Below are 15,670 nucleotides of genomic sequence, written 5' to 3'. Positions count from 1 at the left end.
GGAGGCGACAGTGCAGGTCAAAAAGGTCCTCACATACGGCGGCATCGGTTTTGTCGCCTACTACCTGTTCGCACGGCCCGCTGACGCCGCTGACGCGGTCAGAGGGGCGTTCGACACCGTGTTCACCGCGGCCGATTCGCTGGCCCAATTCGTGAACAACCTCGCATGAGACTTGTGACCCACGGGGACTCTGCTCCGTCGTCGGTCAACCGCTACCTTCTCCCCCACGAGCAACAAGTCATCATGGTGCGGCGCCACCCCGCCGTGCTGCTCCGCCCCGTCGCCGAGGTCTTCGGGGGCCTGATCGTCGCCGGACTCCTCAGCCGGTTCTTCAGCGGCGAGGGCAGCGCCGGCACGGCCCTGGTGGTCGTCTGGTGGCTGTGGCTGCTGTTGTTGATCCGTTTTGTCTGGAAAGTGGCTGAGTGGTCGGTTGACTACTTCGTCGTGACTTCCAAACGGATGCTCTTGACCACCGGGCTGATCACGCGCAAGGTCGCGATGATGCCGCTGGGAAAGGTCACCGACATGAGCTTCCAGCGATCTCTGCTGGGGCGCATGCTCGGCTACGGTGAGTTCATCCTGGAGTCCGCCGGCCAGGACCAGGCACTCTCCACCGTGGAGTACATTCCGTATCCGGAGACCCTGTACCTGGAGGTCTGCTCGATGCTTTTCCCGGGCAAGGACGACGGAGACGATTAATCTCCAGGTAGAGAATTCTTCACGCGGGTATACCCCATTCGGCTACTTCATGCAATCATTGCGGGGTGTTGACCCTTCCCCGCCTTGAGAGATGAGATGCCGAGTCAGGGAACCATCGGTGACCGCGTCCGAGGATTGCGGCTTAACAGGCGGATGTCGCAGGCCCAGCTGGCCGGACCCGACCTGTCGGACAGTTACGTCTCGCTCATTGAGTCGGGCAAGCGCACGCCGACTCCCGTCGTCGCCCGGCTTCTGGCCGAGAGACTCGGCTGCACCACCGAGTTCCTCCTCCATGGCATAGAGCCCCGCCAGCGCATCGACACCGAGCTCGGCCTGCGTCATGCGGAGCTGGAGCTGCACCACGGTGATCCCGCCGTAGCGGCCGACCGATTCACGGAGATCGTCAAGGCCGCCGACGAGGAGAACGCCATGCTGACGGCGCAGGCCCGCTTCGGCAGGGCTCGCGCGCTGGAGGCCCAGGGCAGGCTCGGGCAGGCCGTCGAGGCCTTCGAGCGGCTGCGCAGGGAGGCCTCGGCCCACCCTGAGCGGCTGGCCGACCTGCCGATCACGGTCGCGCTCAGCCGCTGCTACCAGCGGGCCGGCGACCGGCTGCGGGCCCGCGACCTGGCGTCGAAGGCGCTGGAGCAGGCCGAGCGGATGTCGATCGTGCAGGGCGAGCTCGCCGTCGACCTGGCCTGCGCGCTGGTGGCGCACGCCGGCCGCGAAGGCGACTCCCCCGAGCTCGTCTACGTCAAGAAGGTGCTCGACGTCGCTGGCTTGTCTGATGTTATGGACCGTTCCGGAGAGGTCCGCGCTCTCTGGCGGGCGAGCGGCGAGGCGGCCGCGGGTGAGGACTCCGCGCTGGCGGTGCGCCTGGCCGACGACGCCATCAGCGCAGGTCGCGACGGCCGGATCGCGCTTCAGCTGGCTCGCCTGGGCATGCACTGGGCGCGGCTGGAGTGGGCTCCGGCGGACGAGGCGGAGCGGTTCGCCGCCGCGGCCGCCCGCACGTTCGCGTCGGCGGGCCTCGGTCACGAACGGGGCGAGGCCCTCATCGTGCTGGCCCGGGTCATGCTGCGCGCGGCCGATCCGGACCGCGCGGCCGAGCTCGCCGCAGAGGCGCTGGGGCTGCTCGGCGGCGGCAGCGCCGTGGCCGAGGCACACCTGGTGAGCGCCACGGTGGCCGTCAGGCGCCAGGCCGACCCGGCCGACCACCTCACCGCCGCCCGCGTCGTCCTCGACGGAGCAGGCCGCCAGCCGTACGGCGCCGACCGGGTCTCCGCCCGGTGCTGGCGTGAGCTGGGCGACCTGTTCGGCCAGGTCGGCGACCGGGCCGAACAGACGGCCGCCTACCGTAAGGCCCTGGAAGCCGCCGGGGTGCGCTCGATGATGGCGGGGCTGACCGTCGACACGACGATCGCCCGCTGACCGCCGAGGGGGGTTCCAGACTCGGGCATTCCCGGGTCTGGAATACACTGGGGTTCCAGTCATTGACTCATAGGATGATTGGTTTCCCCAGAGGAGGCGGACTGTGAGTCTGCGTACGGCGCAGCGGGCTTCGCTCGTCGACCAGGTGATCGATCAGCTCAAGGAGCAGATCACCACAGGGTCGTGGCAGATGAACGGCAAGATCCCGACGGAGACCGTGCTCGCCGAGCAGCTCGGTGTCGGGCGCAACACCGTTCGGGAGGCCGTGCGCGCGCTCACCCATGCCGGCCTGCTGGAGTGCCGCCAGGGCGACGGCACCTACGTGCGCGCCACGAGCGAGCTCTCGGGGGCCATGCTCAGGCGCCTGCGTCAGGCCGAGCAGCTGGAGATCTTCGAGGTCCGCCGCGCGCTGGAGGTCGAGGCCGCCCGGCTGGCCGCCACCCGCCGCACCGACGAGGACATCGCGCTCATCGAGGCGGCGCTGGCCGAGCGCGACCACGCCTGGGAGCAGGACGACCCCGCCCGGTTCGTGGAGACCGACCTGGCCTTCCACATGGCCGTCGCCTACGCCACGCACAACCGGGTGCTCATCGACCTGTACGAAGACTTCTCCGCGGCGCTGCGGGCCAGCATCACCGCGGCCGGCACGTCGCTCAACAAGACCTACATCCCGCATGACGCGATCGCCCGCGCCATCGCCGCCGGCGACGCGTCCGCCGCCGAGCGCGCCGGACACGCGTGCATGGAACACATCCTCATCGCGCTCACCGAGGGCTGAGGCCGGCCCGAGGGCCGGGTCAGCCGCCGAGCCGGTCGGCGTGGTCGGCGGCGAACGCCTCGAACGCGCGGGCTTGGTGTCCCATCACCTCGGCGAAGTCACCGGTCGTGTAGTCCCCCCAGCCGCTCGCGTACGCGCGGGCGTACTCGACGTTGACCGCCGCGTCCCACTCCGGCAGCCCTGCCTGGATCATCGCCTGGCGCGCGTCCTCGGGGCCGACGGGCTGATAGCCGGCGCCGATCCTGGCGGCGGCCTCGCGCAGCGAGATGCTCTCCGGGCCGGTGATCGTGTAGGTCCTGCCGTGGTGTGGCCGCGCGTCGGCGAGCACGCGGGCGGCGAAGGCGGCGATGTCGCGCACGTCGATGAGGCCCATCCTGCCCTCACCCGTCGGGCCGTACAGCGTGCCGGCGTTGACCGACCCGAACAGGTTCTGCATGAAGAAGGCCGGCCGGATGACGGTCCAACTCAGCCCGGAGGCGGCCAGTTCGATGTCGGACAGCACGTGCAGGCGGCCGTTGCGGGTGGGTGCGTCGTGCCCGGCGCCGATGGCCGACATCCGCACCACGTGCCGCACCCCCGCCTCGCGGGCCGCCCACACGGCGTTGGAGCCGGCGTGCGGCGCGTCCGGCCCCATCGCGGTCAGCAGCCATACGGTTTCGACCCCCTTGAAGGCGTCTTCGAGCGTTTCCGGCCTGTGCAGGTCGCCCACCGCGACGTCCACCCCTCGCGGCGCCCGCGCCGGGTCACGGACGAGCACGCGCACGTCGTCGGTGCCGGGCAGGGCGCGCAGCAGCGCGCCGGAAACGGTGCCGGTGGCACCGGTTATCAGCAGAGTCATGTCAGCTCTCCTTCTTCGGTGGAGACCAGGTCGTCGATCAGATCGAAGAAGGCTCGGATGCCGGGCAGGTCGCCGCCCTTGGCGCGCGAGGCGGCCAGGTCGGCGGGGCTGCGCCACTCCACGATGTCCAGCCACTCTCCGCCGGGCAGCCGGACGAGGCGGGCGCCGAGGAAGCCGGTCCGGCCGGTCCGAAAGCCGGCCAGCATGCCGGGGCGGGCGGCCAGCAGTTCGCCGGTACGCTCCGGGGCCACACGGAATCTCGTCAGTTCCACTGTTGTGGTCATACCGGAAGCCTAATAGTAAGAATTAATGACCGTCAATATTGGTGACTAATTGGAGGATGGCATGCGCCGGAGCGAGCGCAAGAGAAACGAACCCGACCTCGGCATCCTGAGCAGCCGCACCCTCTTCAGCCTGCAGAAGGAGTTGTTCGCGGCGCTGGCCGAGCAGGGGCACCCGCGGCTGCGGCCGCGCCACGGCGCCGTGCTCGCGTACCTGGACGAGGAGGGCAGCCGGGCCACCGACCTCGCCGCCCGCTCGGGGCAGCACAAACAGGTCATCGGCACGCTCGTGGACGAGCTGGAGGAGCTCGGTTACGTGGAGCGGCGGCCCGACCCGGCCGACCGGCGGGCGAAGCTCATCGTGCCGACCGGCAGGGGCCTGGACCAGATGGCGCGTTCGGAGGAGATCCTGGCCGCCATCGAGGAGCGGCACGCCGAGGCGGCGGGCGCGGCCGACTACGCGACGTTCAAGCGGGTCTTCAGGCTGGTCGCCGAGCGCCAGTCAGGTCAGGCGGAGTGACATCACGAGATAGCGGAAGTCGGGGCCGGCGTCGCCGGGCACGTCCTGGATGAGGGCCGGCCGGGTCGTGGACTCCATGTTGATGCGGGCCAGCTCGGTCTCGATGCCGGTGAGCCCGTCGAGCAGGAACTGCGACTGGAACGCGATCTGGATGTCGTCGCCGCGCAGCTCGCAGTCCACCACCTCGGCGCCGCGGCCGATGTCGCCGCCGCCCGCCTGGATGAGCACCTGGCCCTGGCTGAACGACAGCCGGATCGCGGTGTTGCGCTCGGCCACCAGCGCCACCCGCTTGATGGCCGCCACGAACGGCGCCACCCGCACGTCGGCCCTGATCGACCACTGCGAGGTCAGCCTGCCCCGGTAGTCGATGAACTGCTCGTCGAGCAGCCGCACGGTGGTGCTGCGGCCCACGCTCTCGAACCCGGCCACCCCGTCGCCGAGCGCGACCTGCACCTCGCCGCCGCGCAGCGACCTGGCCACCTCCACCAGCACCCGGGCGGGCACCATGGCGGAGACCGCGGCGTCGGGGCTGACAGGGCGCCAGCCGAACTCGCGGGCGGCGATGCGGTAGCGGTCGGTGGCGGCCATCGTCACCGACTCGCCCTCCACGTCGACCCGGATGCCGGTGAGCATGGGCAGCGTGTCGTCGCGGCTCGCCGAGGGCGCCACCTGGCCGACGGCGGAGGCGAACACGCCACCGCCGATGGCGCCGATGGCGGGCGGCATCGTCGGCATGGTCGGGAAGTCTTCGACCGGCATGGTGATCAGGCCGAACTCGGCGCTGCCGCAGGTCAGCACCGCCTCCTGGCCCTCGGTGAGGATCTCCACGTCGTCTTCGGGCAGGCTCCGGCTGATCTCGGCGAGCAGCCGGCCGGGGATCAGCACGCGGCCGGACTCCGCCACGTCGGCGTCGACGGCGGCCCTGGCCGAGACGTCGTAGTCGAACGCGGACAGGCTCAGCTCCTCGCCCGCCTCCAGCAGCAGGCCGGACAGCACGGGGGTCACCGGGCGGCTGGGCAGAACCCTGGCGGCCCAGGCGACGGCGTCGGCCAGCACGTCACGGTTAACCCGGATCTTCACCTGATCGACCCTTTCTTCTCGGCATGCCCTTAGAAGGTATCCGAGGCCACCGACAAAGCCCGCCTAGCGGTTGTTGAGGTAGGCGAGGACCGCCAGCACCCGGCGGTTGTCGTCGTCGGACGGGGCCAGGCCGAGCTTGCCGAAGATGCCCGCCGTGTGCTTGGCCACGGCGCTCTCGCTCAGGTAGAGCCGCTGGGAGATGGCGGCGTTGGAGCGGCCCTCGGCCATCTGCTCCAGCACCTCGCGCTCGCGCGGGGTGAGCGCGGCCAGCGGCTCGTTCTTGGCGTTGCTGGCCAGCAGCTTGGAGATGACCTCGGGGTCCATCGCGGTGCCGCCCGCCGCGACCCGGCGCACCGCGTCGATGAACTGCTCGGCGTTGAACACCCGGTCCTTCAGCAGGTAGCCGATGCCGCCCGAGCCGTCGGCCAGCAGCTCGCGCGCGTAGAGCTGCTCGACGTGCTGCGACAGCACCAGGATCGGCAGCCCCGGCACCTTCTTGCGCGCCTCCAGTGACGCCTGGAGCCCCTCGTCGGTGAGCGTCGGCGGCAGCCGCACGTCCACCACCGACACGTCGGGACGGAGCTCCAGCAGGCCCTTCAGCAGCTCGGGGCCGCTCTCCACGGCGGCGACCACGTCGAACCCGTGAGCCTGCAGCAGGTGGACCAGCCCGTCTCTGAGCAGGTAGAGGTCTTCGGCGACGAGCACCCTGTTCATCAGCAGAACCCTACGCCCTCAAGCGGGTTGCGGGGCGCCAAGGGGTGGTCCTTGTGGTGGGCCGGGATGGCGACCGCGGTCGCGTACATGGCCGTACCGAGCAGGATCATGAAAGCGATGCAGGGCCACTGCCACGCATCGGGCAGGTGCAGCGCGAGGAACCAGGCCTTCTCGTCGAAGCCGACCAGTTTGAAGATGCCCGCCACGACGCCCTGTGGGAACAGCGGGCACCAGGCCGTCCCGTACAGGGCGATCACGGTGGCCAACTTCCAGCGAGGCAACTTGGCCACGTCTCCGGCCCAGTGCTCGGGCAGCACCTTCGGCAGCTCCAGGGTCACCGTCGTCGGCCCGCCCGCCGGGCTGTGGATCGCCATCACGCCGTCGAAGGCCGCCAGCCGGCGCTCGATCCCGGTCAGGCCGCTGCCCTTGGACGGGTCGGCGCCGCCCCATCCGTCGTCGGTGACCGTGATGCGCAGGTTGGCTCCGCTGGTGCTGATGTCGATCTCCACCGACTCGGCCCCGCCGTGCCGGGCGGCGTTGGACAGCAGCTCGCTGACCGCGAAGTACGCCGCCGCCTCGACCGGCGCCTCGGGCCGGTGCGTCAGCTCCACCTGGACCGACACCTTCAGGGCGCTGTCCATCGCCAGCGCCCGCACCGCGTCGCCGAGGCCGCGCTCGGCCAGCACCGGCGGGTGGATGCCGCGGATCACCCGGCGCAGCTCGGTGAGCGTCTCCGCCGACGCCTCCCTGGCCTTGGCCATCAGCGCCCTGGCCGCCTTCGGGTCGGACTCCATGAGCTGCTCGGCGGCCCCGATCGTCATGCCGAGCGCCACCAGTCTGGCCTGCGTGCCGTCGTGCAGGTCACGCTCGATCCTGCGCATCTCGGCGGCCTGCGTGTCGACGGCGAGGTTGCGTGCCCGGTTGAGACTGCTGAGCTGGCCGGCCATCCGGCTGGACGCGGTCGCGGCCAGCAGCAGCTCGCACCAGAGCCCGTACACGCGCAGCCCGCGGCCCGGCAGCAGGATCAGCAGCGGCAGCAGCACCATCTTGACGCCCGGATCGAGCAGCAGCCAGAACCCGTCGCGCCAGGTCGCCGGGTCGGTGAGCATCCACTTCCAGCGGTCGTTCCAGGCCGGCATCCGGGGCGTCTTGTAGAGCGTGCGGTGCGACCGGTAGAGCCCGTCGGGCTGCCGCTGCGGAGGCGGCGGCTTCGGCAGGTACGGCGGCTCGATCACGATCCCGGACGAGGCGCGCACCAGGTAGCGCGCCATCCCGGTCACCCATCTGATCATCCGCACCTGCGGCGGGAACAGGAACACCATGCCCAGGCCGAAGCAGAGGACCAGGCACAGGAACGTCGACACGAGCGTCAGGAGCTGCACGACGACGAGCGCGAGCAGCGCGAGGACGTGACCGATCTTCCGCACCATGACAACCAGTGTGCGCGATGGAGCGGGATGCGCACACTGCACCTAAGTACACCTATGCCCGGCAACCAGCTCGATTCCCCGGCAGAACCGGCGTCCCTAGCGTCGTAGACATGAACGTCATCGAGGTCAAGAACCTCCACAAGCGCTACAAGGACCACGTGGCGGTGGAAGACGTGTCGTTCGAGGTCCGGGCCGGCGAGATCTTCGGCATCCTCGGCCCGAACGGCGCGGGCAAGACCACCACCGTGGAGTGCGTGTCGGGCCTGCGCGTGCCCGACGGCGGCACCCTGCGCGTCGCCGGCATCGACCCTGTACAGGACAGGGACGCGCTCCGGCGCGTGCTGGGCGTGCAGCTGCAGAGCTCCGCGCTGCCCGAGAAGATCAAGGTGTGGGAGGCGCTCGACCTGTACGCGTCCTTCTACCAGGACCCGGCCGACTGGCCGGAGCTGCTGGAGCGGGTCGGCCTGGGCGCCAAGCGCGACGCCATGTTCGGCAAGCTGTCCGGCGGTCAGCGCCAGCGGCTGTCCGTCGCGCTCGCGCTCGTCGGCAAGCCGCGCATCGCGGTGCTCGACGAGCTGACGACCGGGCTCGACCCGCAGGCCCGCCGCGACACCTGGGAGCTGGTCGAGCAGGTGCGCGACTCCGGCGTGACGATCGTGCTCGTCACCCACTTCATGGAGGAGGCCGAGCGGCTCTGCGACCGGATCGCGCTCATCGACTCCGGCCGCGTCGCCGCTATCGACTCGCCCGCCGGGCTCGTCGCCCGGGTCGGCGGGGAGCAGAAGGTGCGGTTCAGGCCGTCCGCGCCCGTGGCCGACTCGGTGCTGACATCGCTGCCCGAGGTCAAGGAGATCAGCCGCACGGGCGACCAGGTGGTCGTCACCGGCATCGGCAACCTCGCCCCCGCCGTCACGCTCGCGCTCGCCGAGCAGCGGATCGTCCCCAACGACCTGCGGATCGAGCAGGCCACCCTGGACGACGCGTTCCTCGCACTCACCGGAAGGAAGCTGGCATGAAGAAGATCCTGCTCGTCGAGACCAAGCTGCTGGCGCGTGACTGGCTCGGCGTCGCGCTCTCGCTGGCGCTCCCGGTCGGCCTGCTGCTGGTCCTGGGGCAGATCCCCGACCTGCAGAAACCCGACCCGAACCTGGGCGGTCAGCGGTTCGTCGACGCCCAGCTGCCGGCCCAGATGATCCTGCTCGCCCTGCTGACGACCGCTTTCACCATCCTGCCCGGCGCCATGGCCACGTATCGGGAGCAGGGCGTGCTGCGCCGGATGTCCACCACGCCGACGCACCCGGCGCGGCTGCTCGGCGCGCAGCTCCTGCTCAACCTGATCATCGCGCTGTGCAGCGCCGTGGTGGTGATCGTCGCCGGGTGGCTGGTGTTCGGCTCGCAGCTCCCCGGGCAGCTCTTCGGGTTCCTGCTGGCGTACCTGCTCGGCGCCGCCGCGATGCTGGCGCTCGGCCTGGTGATCGCCGCCATCGCGCCGAACAGCAAGACCGCGCCCGGCATCGGGTCGGTGGCGATGTTCCCGCTGCTGTTCGTGGCCGGCATGTGGATCCCGCGCGAGATCATGCCCGACACGCTGCGCACGATCAGCGACTTCTCCGTGGTCGGGCCGTTCGTCAACGCCATGCGCGACACCTGGGCGGGCGACTGGCCGCAACTGCCGCACCTGGCCGTCATGGTCGGCGGACTGGCGCTGTTCAGCGGGCTCGCCGTGCGCCTGTTCAAGTGGGAGTAGTTTGTTCCCATGGTGGCCTTCGCACAGATCAGCGACATCCACATCGGCGGCTCGCCGGCCAGCGAGGAGCGAGCCGCCGCCGTCCTGCGTCATGTCGACTCCCTCGGCCTCGACGCGATCCTGGTCACCGGCGACATCGCCGACCACGCGCTGCCGGAGGAGTACGACACCGCCGCCGCGCTGATGCGCGTCGGCACCCCGCTGATCGTCTGCCCGGGCAACCACGACTCGGTGCCCGAGTTCGACAAGCGGATCGGGCCGGCCAACCAGGTGCTCAGGCTCGACGCGGTGACGCTCGCACTGGCCGACTCCAGCGTCCCGGGCGAGGCGTACGGGTTCCTCGCCGACGAGACGCTGGCCTGGCTCGACGAGGTGCTGGCCGAGCGGCCCGGGGTGCCGGCCTTCGTGGGCCTGCACCATCCGCCCGTCCCGCTCGGCATCCCGTACGTGGACAGGATCGCCCTGCGTGAGCCGGAGCGGCTCGCAGACGTGCTGGCCCGCCACCCGCACGTGACGGCGGTGCTGGCCGGGCACGCGCACACCGCCGTCCAGGCCCGGTTCGCCGGGCTGCCGCTCGTCGTCGCGCCCGGCGTCGTCTCGACCTGCCTGACGAGCGTGGAGACCGCCGACACGTTCCCTGTCTCGTACGAGCTGCCACCCGCGTTCGCGCTGCACCTGTTCGACGGCGGGAACCTGGTCACCCACTTCAGGCCGGTCGTCCTCAAGTAATGTCGAGGTCGTGACCAAGGTTGCCTGGAACTCCAAGGAACTGACCGTGGGCCAGCTCGCCGAGCGCAGCGGCGTCGCCGTCTCGGCCCTGCACTTCTACGAGGCCAAGGGTCTCATCGCCAGCCGGCGCACGGCCGGCAACCAGCGCCGCTACACCCGCGACACCCTGCGCAGGGTCGCGTTCATCCGGCTCTCCCAGCGCCTCGGCATCCCGCTCAAGACCATCAAGGACGCCCTCACCGAGCTGCCCGAGGGCCGCACCCCCACCAGGGACGACTGGGCCCGGCTGTCGGCCGCCTGGCGCGGCGAGCTCGACGACCGCATCGAGCAGCTCCAGCGGCTCCGCGACGACCTCACCGACTGCATCGGCTGCGGCTGCCTCTCGCTCGACCGCTGTGTGCTCGCCAACCCCCACGACCGGCTCGGCACCGAAGGGCCGGGCGCCCGGCGCATCGACACCCGGATCTGTCCCCCCAGCACCTGCCGCTAGCCCGGCCGGGGACGATACGGCAGGGGACGGCAAAAAGGTCAAATACCTCCTGTCCGGATTATGGGGTGAGGCCGAGGAGAAAAACCGAGAGGTACCGGCATTCGCGCCCAAGGAGGAGTCATGGCTGATACCCAGACGCAGCCGTCCACAGCCCAGGACAAGAAGGTCACGCTGGACCTGCCCATGATGTCCATCCAGCTCCACAAGCCCGACATGAAGCTGCCGCACGTCCCGATGCCGCACATCAGCAAGCAGGAGATGGGCCACGCGGTCGACGTCGCCAAGTCGATCCTGCCGCCGCCGGAGCGCGTCGCCTACTACGGGGCGCTCGGCGCGCTCGCGGTGTTCGGCGTCGTCGAATGGCCCGTGGCGGCCGCCATCGGCGTGGGCACCGTCATCGCCCAGCGCGCCCGCGGGAACGGCAACGGCAAGCCCACCTCGGCCCGCAAGCCCGAGAAGCCCAAGCAGAACGAGATGGAGACGAGGCAGAAGACGGCGAGCAAGGCGGCCGAGGCCGCCACCGCGAAGAACAAGGCCGCGGCGGTCAAGAACGCCTTGACCCGGCAGAAGGAAGCGGTCGAGCGCACCCGTCCGAGCAAATAGGCCGAACCAGCCGAGAGAACAGGGGGCGGCATGCCGGCGTTCGGCCTGTTCTCCGCTGACACCTTGCTGGACCTCCTTCCTGAGCCGGTACGCGGTCTCGTCCCACGTCCCCGCCGGGTGCGGGCGTGCCCCGGCGGGACCCGCGTGGAGCTGCGCCACCTGGGCGGGCCGGGAACGGAGGAGCGCGTCCGCGAGCTGGAAGGGCGGCTGCTGGCCCGCGGCGCGCGCCGCGCCGAGGTGAACGGGACGCTCGGCTGCGTGTTCGTCGACTGCCGGCCTGGCGAAGAACTGGACGAGCTCATCGAGCTCATCGAGGAGCACGACACCGAGGGCCCGCCCCCCGCCCGGGTGCTCGACGGTGCGGAGCAGCAGGCCAAGGCCGCCGTGAGCCTCGGGCTCAACCTCGTCGGCGCCGCCCTCGCGCTGACCGGCCAGGTCGCCCGCGTCCCCCGGCTGTCCGACGCGGTGCCCAGCTTCGCCGCGCTGGCCGACGAGATCCCCCGGGTGCGCCTGGAGCTGGAGCGGCGCCTCGGCGCGTCGGCGACCGACGCGATACTCGGCACGACCAGGATCGTCGCCAACGCGCTGGCCGCGCGACCCGTGACGCTGCTCGTCGACTCCGCCGCCGCCGCGGGCCGGTACGCCGCCGCGCACACCGGCCGACGCGCCTGGGAACGGCGCGAAACGGCGCTCGCCGGCCACGACGGCTCCTACCGGCACATCAGGACCGAGGAGTCCGAACGGCCCGCCCCGCTGCCCCGCGGCCCGCTCGAACGCTACGCCGACCTCGCGGGCCCCGGCGCGCTGGCCGCGCACGGCGTGACCACGTTCCTCACCCGCGACCACCGGCGCGGGCTTCCCTTGCTCATCTCCGGCACGCCCAAGGCCGGCCGGCTCGCCAGGGACGGCTACGTCAGCGCGATCATGGCCGCTCTGGCCGGGCGCGACGCGATGGTGCTCGACCGCCGGGCGTTGTCCCGCATGGACCGCGTCGACACCGTCGTCTTCGACGCCGCCGTGCTCACCTCCGGCCGGTGGGCGATCGAGAGCGTGCTCCCCCTCGTACCCGACGTGGACCTGGACGAGCTGCACGCCTGCCTCTACACGCTGCTCGACCTCACCGACCCGGACGCGCGGCGCGAGCAGGACGGCTGGACCGCCGCCCCCGCCGGCCTGGACGTCGCCCGCTCGGAGTGGGTCGACCAGGGCATCCGCCCCGTCACCGTCTCGAAGGACGGCGCGGAGGTCGCGCTGGTCGGGCTGGCCAGGGAGCCGCATCCGATGGCCGAGGCGCTGGTCTCCGCGGCCAGGAGCGCCGGCACCGTGATCATCGCCGGCGACGAGGACGGCCTCGCCCTCCGGCTCGGTGTCGATCCGTCCCCAGGGTCCGAGCCGGCTGAGCTGGTGCGCGAGCTGCAGGCTGACGGGCACGGCGTCGCCGTGGTCTCGCGGCGCGCGCGGCGCGCGCTCCGCGGGGCCGACCTGGGCATCGGCGTGCTGGAACCGTCCAGGCGCTTCCCCTGGGACGCCGACGTGGTGGGCGGGCTGGACGCGGCGCACCTGGTGCTGCGGTCCCTGCCGGTCGCCAGGAAGGTGAGCACCCGAGGCGTGTGGCTCGCCGCCTCCGGCGCGGTCGCGGGCTCGGGGCTGGCGTTCATCGGCCCGGAGGCGGCCGCCCCCCGGCGTGCCAGTTGGGTGCGGGACGCCGTGTCGGCGGTCGCGCTGGTCTTCGGCTACTGGTCGGGCCGCGCCACCGGGCGCGGCACTCCGCCCGTCCAGGCCGACCCCACGCCCTGGCACGCCATGGCCATACCCGACGTGCTCGCCCGGCTCGACACCTCACGCAAGGGACTGACCGAGGAGGAGGCCGCCCGCCGCAGGACCCCGCCCGCCGCGACGGAGGAGGCGCCGGAGTCCCTGGCCGGCGCGGCGGTCCGGGAGCTCGCCAACCCGCTGACACCGGTGCTCGCCGCCGGCGCGGGCGTGTCGGCCGCCGTCGGCTCGGTCCTGGACGCCGGGCTCATCGGCGGCGTGATGCTCATCGACGCCCTCCTGGGCGGCGCCCAGCGGACCGGCGCCGACCGGGCGCTCAACCGCCTCTCCGAGATCACCGCGGTCACCGTGCGCGTGCGCCGGCCCGGCGGCACGGTCGACTGCGACGCCGGCGTCCTCGTCCCGGGAGACGTGATCGAGCTGCGCGCGGGCGACGCCGTTCCGGCGGACGCCAGGCTGATCAAGGCGTCCGGGCTGGAGCTCGACGAGTCCACGCTCACCGGCGAGTCGCAGCTCGTCACCAAGACCATCAGCCCCACCGCTGCGCCCGCCGTCGCCGAGCGCAGCTCGATGGTGTATCTGGGCACCACCGTCGCGGCGGGCAGCGGCCGCGCCGTGGTCGTCGCCACCGGCGAACGCACCGAGGCCGGCCGGACCGCCGCGCTCGCCGCCCTGGAACCGCCACCGAGCGGCGTGGAACTGCGGCTGCGCGAGCTGAGCCGCAGGATCCTGCCGGCCGCCGTCGGCTCCGGCGTGGTGCTGATGGGCATCGACCTGCTCCGCGGCTCGCCGCTGGCCACCGCGCTCGGGCCCGCCGTGAGCATGATGGTGGCCGCGGTGCCCGAAGGCCTGCCGTTCGTCGCCACCATCGCCGAACTCGCCTCCGCCAAGCGGCTCTCGCAGCGCAACACGCTGGTACGCAACCCGTCCACGATCGAGGCGCTGGGCAGGGTCGGCGTGCTCTGCTTCGACAAGACCGGCACCCTCACCGAAGGCCACATCAGCCTCGGCCGGGTGTCGGACGGCTGGCACCAGAGGTCGCCTGACGAGCTGACCGGCGAGATGCGGGCCCTCGTCGGCGCGGCGCTGCGCGCGGGGCCCAAGTTCGGCGACGACCGCAGGATCGCCCACCCCACCGACCGGGCCGTCATCGAAGGCGCGAACGCGCTCGGCATCACCCTCGACGAGGGCCTGAAGTCCTGGAAACGCGTCGACGAACTGCACTTCGAGCCCGCCCGCGGCTACCACGCCGTGCTCGGCACGTCCGGGCCCGGACACCTGCTCAGCGTCAAGGGCGCCCCCGAGGTCGTGCTCGGCCGCTGCTCCACCGTCCTGCGCGACGGCCACCACGTCCCGCTGGACGACCGGATCAGGCTGGAGCTGGGACAGGAGGTGGAACGGCTGGCCCGGCAGGGCTACCGCGTGCTCGCCGTCGCCGAGCGGTCCGCCTCCAGCCGCGCCGACCTGGACGAGTCCCGCATCGAACGGCTGTGCTTCCTCGGCTACCTCGGCCTGGCCGACCCCATCAGGCCCACGGCCAAGGCGAGCGTGCGGCAGCTCATCGGCGCGGGCGTCCGGGTCATCATGATCACCGGCGATCACCCCAGCACCGCCGAGGCCATCGCCGCCGAGCTGGACGCGATCAACGGCCGGCGGATCATGACAGGGCCCGAGATCGACGCGCTCGACGACGAGCGGCTCGGCGAGGTGCTCTCCGACGTGGCCGTCTTCGCCAGGACCACGCCGGAGCACAAGGCACGCATCGTGACCGTCCTGCGCGACACCGGCAAGGTCGTCGCCGTGACCGGCGACGGCGCCAACGACGTGCCGGCCATCCGCCTCGCCGACGTGGGCGTCGCGCTCGGCTCCACGGCCACCCCGGCCGCCCGGTCGGCCGCCGACATCGTCGTCCTGGACAACCGCATCGAGACCATCATCGACGCGATCGTCGAGGGCCGCGCCATGTGGGGGTCCGTACGTGACGCGCTGGGGATCCTGCTCGGCGGCAACGTCGGCGAGATCGCCTTCACCCTCGGGTCGAGCCTGCTGACCCGGCGCAGCGCGCTGAACGCCCGCCAGCTGCTGCTGGTCAACCTCCTGACCGACATGCTGCCCGCGCTGGCCGTGGCCGTGCGGCCGCCCAGTGCCGCCAGCCCGGAGAAACTGCTGGCCGAAGGGCCGGAGGCCTCGCTCGGCACCGCGCTCACCCGCGAGATCTACCTGCGCGCCGTCACCACGGCGGCGGCGGCCGCCGCCGCGTGGCTGCTGGCCAGGATGGGCGGCACCCGCGGGCGCGCCGACACCGTCGGGCTCATCGGCCTGGTCGCCGCCCAGCTCCTGCAGACCCTGGCGCTCGGCCGGCGGGACCGCCTGGTCGTGGCGGCGTCCGTGTCGTCGCTGGCCGCCCTCTTCGTGGTCGTGTCGGTGCCGGGCCTCAGCCAGGTATTCGGGTGCCGCCCGGTCGGCCCCATCGGCTGGGGGATCGGGCTCACCAGCGCGGCCGCGGCCACGCTGGCCGCCGTCGCGGTCGAGAGCCTCGGTATCAGATAGACATCGATCG

16 protein-coding genes are annotated in these 15,670 nt (G+C 71.8%); 11 read left to right on the top strand and 5 right to left on the bottom strand.

From position 1 onward, the window contains the following. Positions 1-10: 10 nt before the first annotated feature. The 4 genes from ABD999_RS23145 (at position 11) to ABD999_RS23130 (ending at position 2,905) form a co-directional block, all read left to right on the top strand. Complete coding sequence (locus ABD999_RS23145) at positions 11-169, top strand: hypothetical protein (protein ID WP_187281558.1); 159 nt, start codon at positions 11-13, stop codon at positions 167-169. Further along, complete coding sequence (locus ABD999_RS23140) at positions 166-699, top strand: PH domain-containing protein (RefSeq protein WP_148035980.1); 534 nt, start codon at positions 166-168, stop codon at positions 697-699. The genes ABD999_RS23145 and ABD999_RS23140 overlap by 4 nt, the downstream gene beginning before the upstream one ends. A 96-nt stretch (positions 700-795) precedes the next feature. Further along, positions 796-2,127 (top strand): helix-turn-helix domain-containing protein, encoded by a 1,332-nt coding sequence (locus tag ABD999_RS23135; RefSeq protein ID WP_219549822.1) that lies wholly within the window; start codon positions 796-798, stop codon positions 2,125-2,127. Between the two features lie 103 nt (positions 2,128-2,230). Then, positions 2,231-2,905 carry a FadR/GntR family transcriptional regulator gene (locus ABD999_RS23130; protein WP_148035978.1) on the top strand — a complete coding sequence of 225 codons (675 nt, stop codon included), beginning with the start codon at positions 2,231-2,233 and terminating at the stop codon, positions 2,903-2,905. A 19-nt stretch (positions 2,906-2,924) separates the two neighbouring features. On the opposite strand, the gene ABD999_RS23125 is transcribed toward ABD999_RS23130, so the two are convergent. Together ABD999_RS23125 and ABD999_RS23120 are read right to left on the bottom strand one after the other, a co-directional pair. Continuing rightward, positions 2,925-3,743, bottom strand: a complete 819-nt coding sequence (locus ABD999_RS23125) for an NAD(P)H-binding protein (protein WP_148035977.1) — start codon at positions 3,741-3,743, stop codon at positions 2,925-2,927. Next, positions 3,740-4,027 carry an antibiotic biosynthesis monooxygenase gene (locus ABD999_RS23120; protein WP_148035976.1) on the bottom strand — a complete coding sequence of 96 codons (288 nt, stop codon included), beginning with the start codon at positions 4,025-4,027 and terminating at the stop codon, positions 3,740-3,742. Before ABD999_RS23120 ends, ABD999_RS23125 begins: the two co-directional genes overlap by 4 nt. 61 nt (positions 4,028-4,088) lie before the next feature. Between ABD999_RS23120 and ABD999_RS23115 the strand changes: the two genes are divergently transcribed. Then, the gene (locus tag ABD999_RS23115) at positions 4,089-4,544 is read left to right on the top strand and encodes a MarR family winged helix-turn-helix transcriptional regulator (protein WP_219549816.1); all 456 of its coding nucleotides are present in this window, start codon (positions 4,089-4,091) and stop codon (positions 4,542-4,544) included. Here ABD999_RS23115 and dnaN read toward each other — a convergent pair. From dnaN to ABD999_RS23100, 3 genes are all read right to left on the bottom strand, one after another. Continuing rightward, positions 4,527-5,624 (bottom strand): DNA polymerase III subunit beta, encoded by a 1,098-nt coding sequence (dnaN, locus tag ABD999_RS23110; RefSeq protein ID WP_271279664.1) that lies wholly within the window; start codon positions 5,622-5,624, stop codon positions 4,527-4,529. The genes ABD999_RS23115 and dnaN overlap by 18 nt on opposite strands. A gap of 63 nt (positions 5,625-5,687) precedes the next feature. Next, the gene (locus tag ABD999_RS23105) at positions 5,688-6,338 is read right to left on the bottom strand and encodes a response regulator transcription factor (RefSeq protein WP_148035973.1); all 651 of its coding nucleotides are present in this window, start codon (positions 6,336-6,338) and stop codon (positions 5,688-5,690) included. Continuing rightward, a complete protein-coding gene (locus ABD999_RS23100) occupies positions 6,338-7,768 on the bottom strand; it encodes a sensor histidine kinase (protein WP_271279665.1) in 1,431 nt (476 codons plus the stop codon). The genes ABD999_RS23105 and ABD999_RS23100 overlap by 1 nt, the downstream gene beginning before the upstream one ends. Before the next feature lie 110 nt (positions 7,769-7,878). Here ABD999_RS23100 and ABD999_RS23095 point away from each other — a divergent pair, with 110 nt between their 5' ends. The 6 genes from ABD999_RS23095 (at position 7,879) to ABD999_RS23070 (ending at position 15,660) form a co-directional block, all read left to right on the top strand. Further along, positions 7,879-8,784, top strand: coding sequence for an ABC transporter ATP-binding protein (locus tag ABD999_RS23095; RefSeq protein ID WP_271279666.1), 906 nt, complete (start codon positions 7,879-7,881; stop codon positions 8,782-8,784). Continuing rightward, on the top strand, positions 8,781-9,515 hold the full coding sequence (locus ABD999_RS23090; RefSeq protein ID WP_271279667.1) for an ABC transporter permease: 735 nt from the start codon (positions 8,781-8,783) through the stop codon (positions 9,513-9,515). The genes ABD999_RS23095 and ABD999_RS23090 overlap by 4 nt, the downstream gene beginning before the upstream one ends. A 9-nt stretch (positions 9,516-9,524) precedes the next feature. Beyond that, the gene (locus ABD999_RS23085) at positions 9,525-10,244 is read left to right on the top strand and encodes a metallophosphoesterase (protein WP_271279668.1); all 720 of its coding nucleotides are present in this window, start codon (positions 9,525-9,527) and stop codon (positions 10,242-10,244) included. A gap of 10 nt (positions 10,245-10,254) precedes the next feature. Then, on the top strand, positions 10,255-10,734 hold the full coding sequence (gene soxR / locus ABD999_RS23080; protein ID WP_148035968.1) for a redox-sensitive transcriptional activator SoxR: 480 nt from the start codon (positions 10,255-10,257) through the stop codon (positions 10,732-10,734). Positions 10,735-10,854: 120 nt separating this feature from the next. Beyond that, complete coding sequence (locus ABD999_RS23075) at positions 10,855-11,337, top strand: hypothetical protein (RefSeq protein ID WP_148035967.1); 483 nt, start codon at positions 10,855-10,857, stop codon at positions 11,335-11,337. Between the two features lie 30 nt (positions 11,338-11,367). Further along, positions 11,368-15,660 carry an HAD-IC family P-type ATPase gene (locus ABD999_RS23070; protein WP_345482879.1) on the top strand — a complete coding sequence of 1,431 codons (4,293 nt, stop codon included), beginning with the start codon at positions 11,368-11,370 and terminating at the stop codon, positions 15,658-15,660. Positions 15,661-15,670: the final 10 nt, after the last annotated feature.

This window comes from Nonomuraea ferruginea (genome assembly GCF_039540635.1).
GTDB lineage: Bacteria > Actinomycetota > Actinomycetes > Streptosporangiales > Streptosporangiaceae > Nonomuraea > Nonomuraea ferruginea.
This window is presented reverse-complemented; position numbering and strand designations above follow the sequence as displayed.

Coding starts and splice junctions, on each gene's coding strand:
- ABD999_RS23140 (WP_148035980.1), top strand. CDS start 166: ATGAGACTTGTGACCCACGGGGACTCTGCTCCGTCGTCGGTCAACCGC.
- ABD999_RS23135 (WP_219549822.1), top strand. CDS start 796: ATGCCGAGTCAGGGAACCATCGGTGACCGCGTCCGAGGATTGCGGCTT.
- ABD999_RS23125 (WP_148035977.1), bottom strand. CDS start 3,743: ATGACTCTGCTGATAACCGGTGCCACCGGCACCGTTTCCGGCGCGCTG.
- ABD999_RS23120 (WP_148035976.1), bottom strand. CDS start 4,027: ATGACCACAACAGTGGAACTGACGAGATTCCGTGTGGCCCCGGAGCGT.
- ABD999_RS23115 (WP_219549816.1), top strand. CDS start 4,089: ATGCGCCGGAGCGAGCGCAAGAGAAACGAACCCGACCTCGGCATCCTG.
- ABD999_RS23105 (WP_148035973.1), bottom strand. CDS start 6,338: ATGAACAGGGTGCTCGTCGCCGAAGACCTCTACCTGCTCAGAGACGGG.
- ABD999_RS23100 (WP_271279665.1), bottom strand. CDS start 7,768: ATGGTGCGGAAGATCGGTCACGTCCTCGCGCTGCTCGCGCTCGTCGTC.
- ABD999_RS23095 (WP_271279666.1), top strand. CDS start 7,879: ATGAACGTCATCGAGGTCAAGAACCTCCACAAGCGCTACAAGGACCAC.
- ABD999_RS23090 (WP_271279667.1), top strand. CDS start 8,781: ATGAAGAAGATCCTGCTCGTCGAGACCAAGCTGCTGGCGCGTGACTGG.
- ABD999_RS23085 (WP_271279668.1), top strand. CDS start 9,525: ATGGTGGCCTTCGCACAGATCAGCGACATCCACATCGGCGGCTCGCCG.
- ABD999_RS23075 (WP_148035967.1), top strand. CDS start 10,855: ATGGCTGATACCCAGACGCAGCCGTCCACAGCCCAGGACAAGAAGGTC.
- ABD999_RS23070 (WP_345482879.1), top strand. CDS start 11,368: ATGCCGGCGTTCGGCCTGTTCTCCGCTGACACCTTGCTGGACCTCCTT.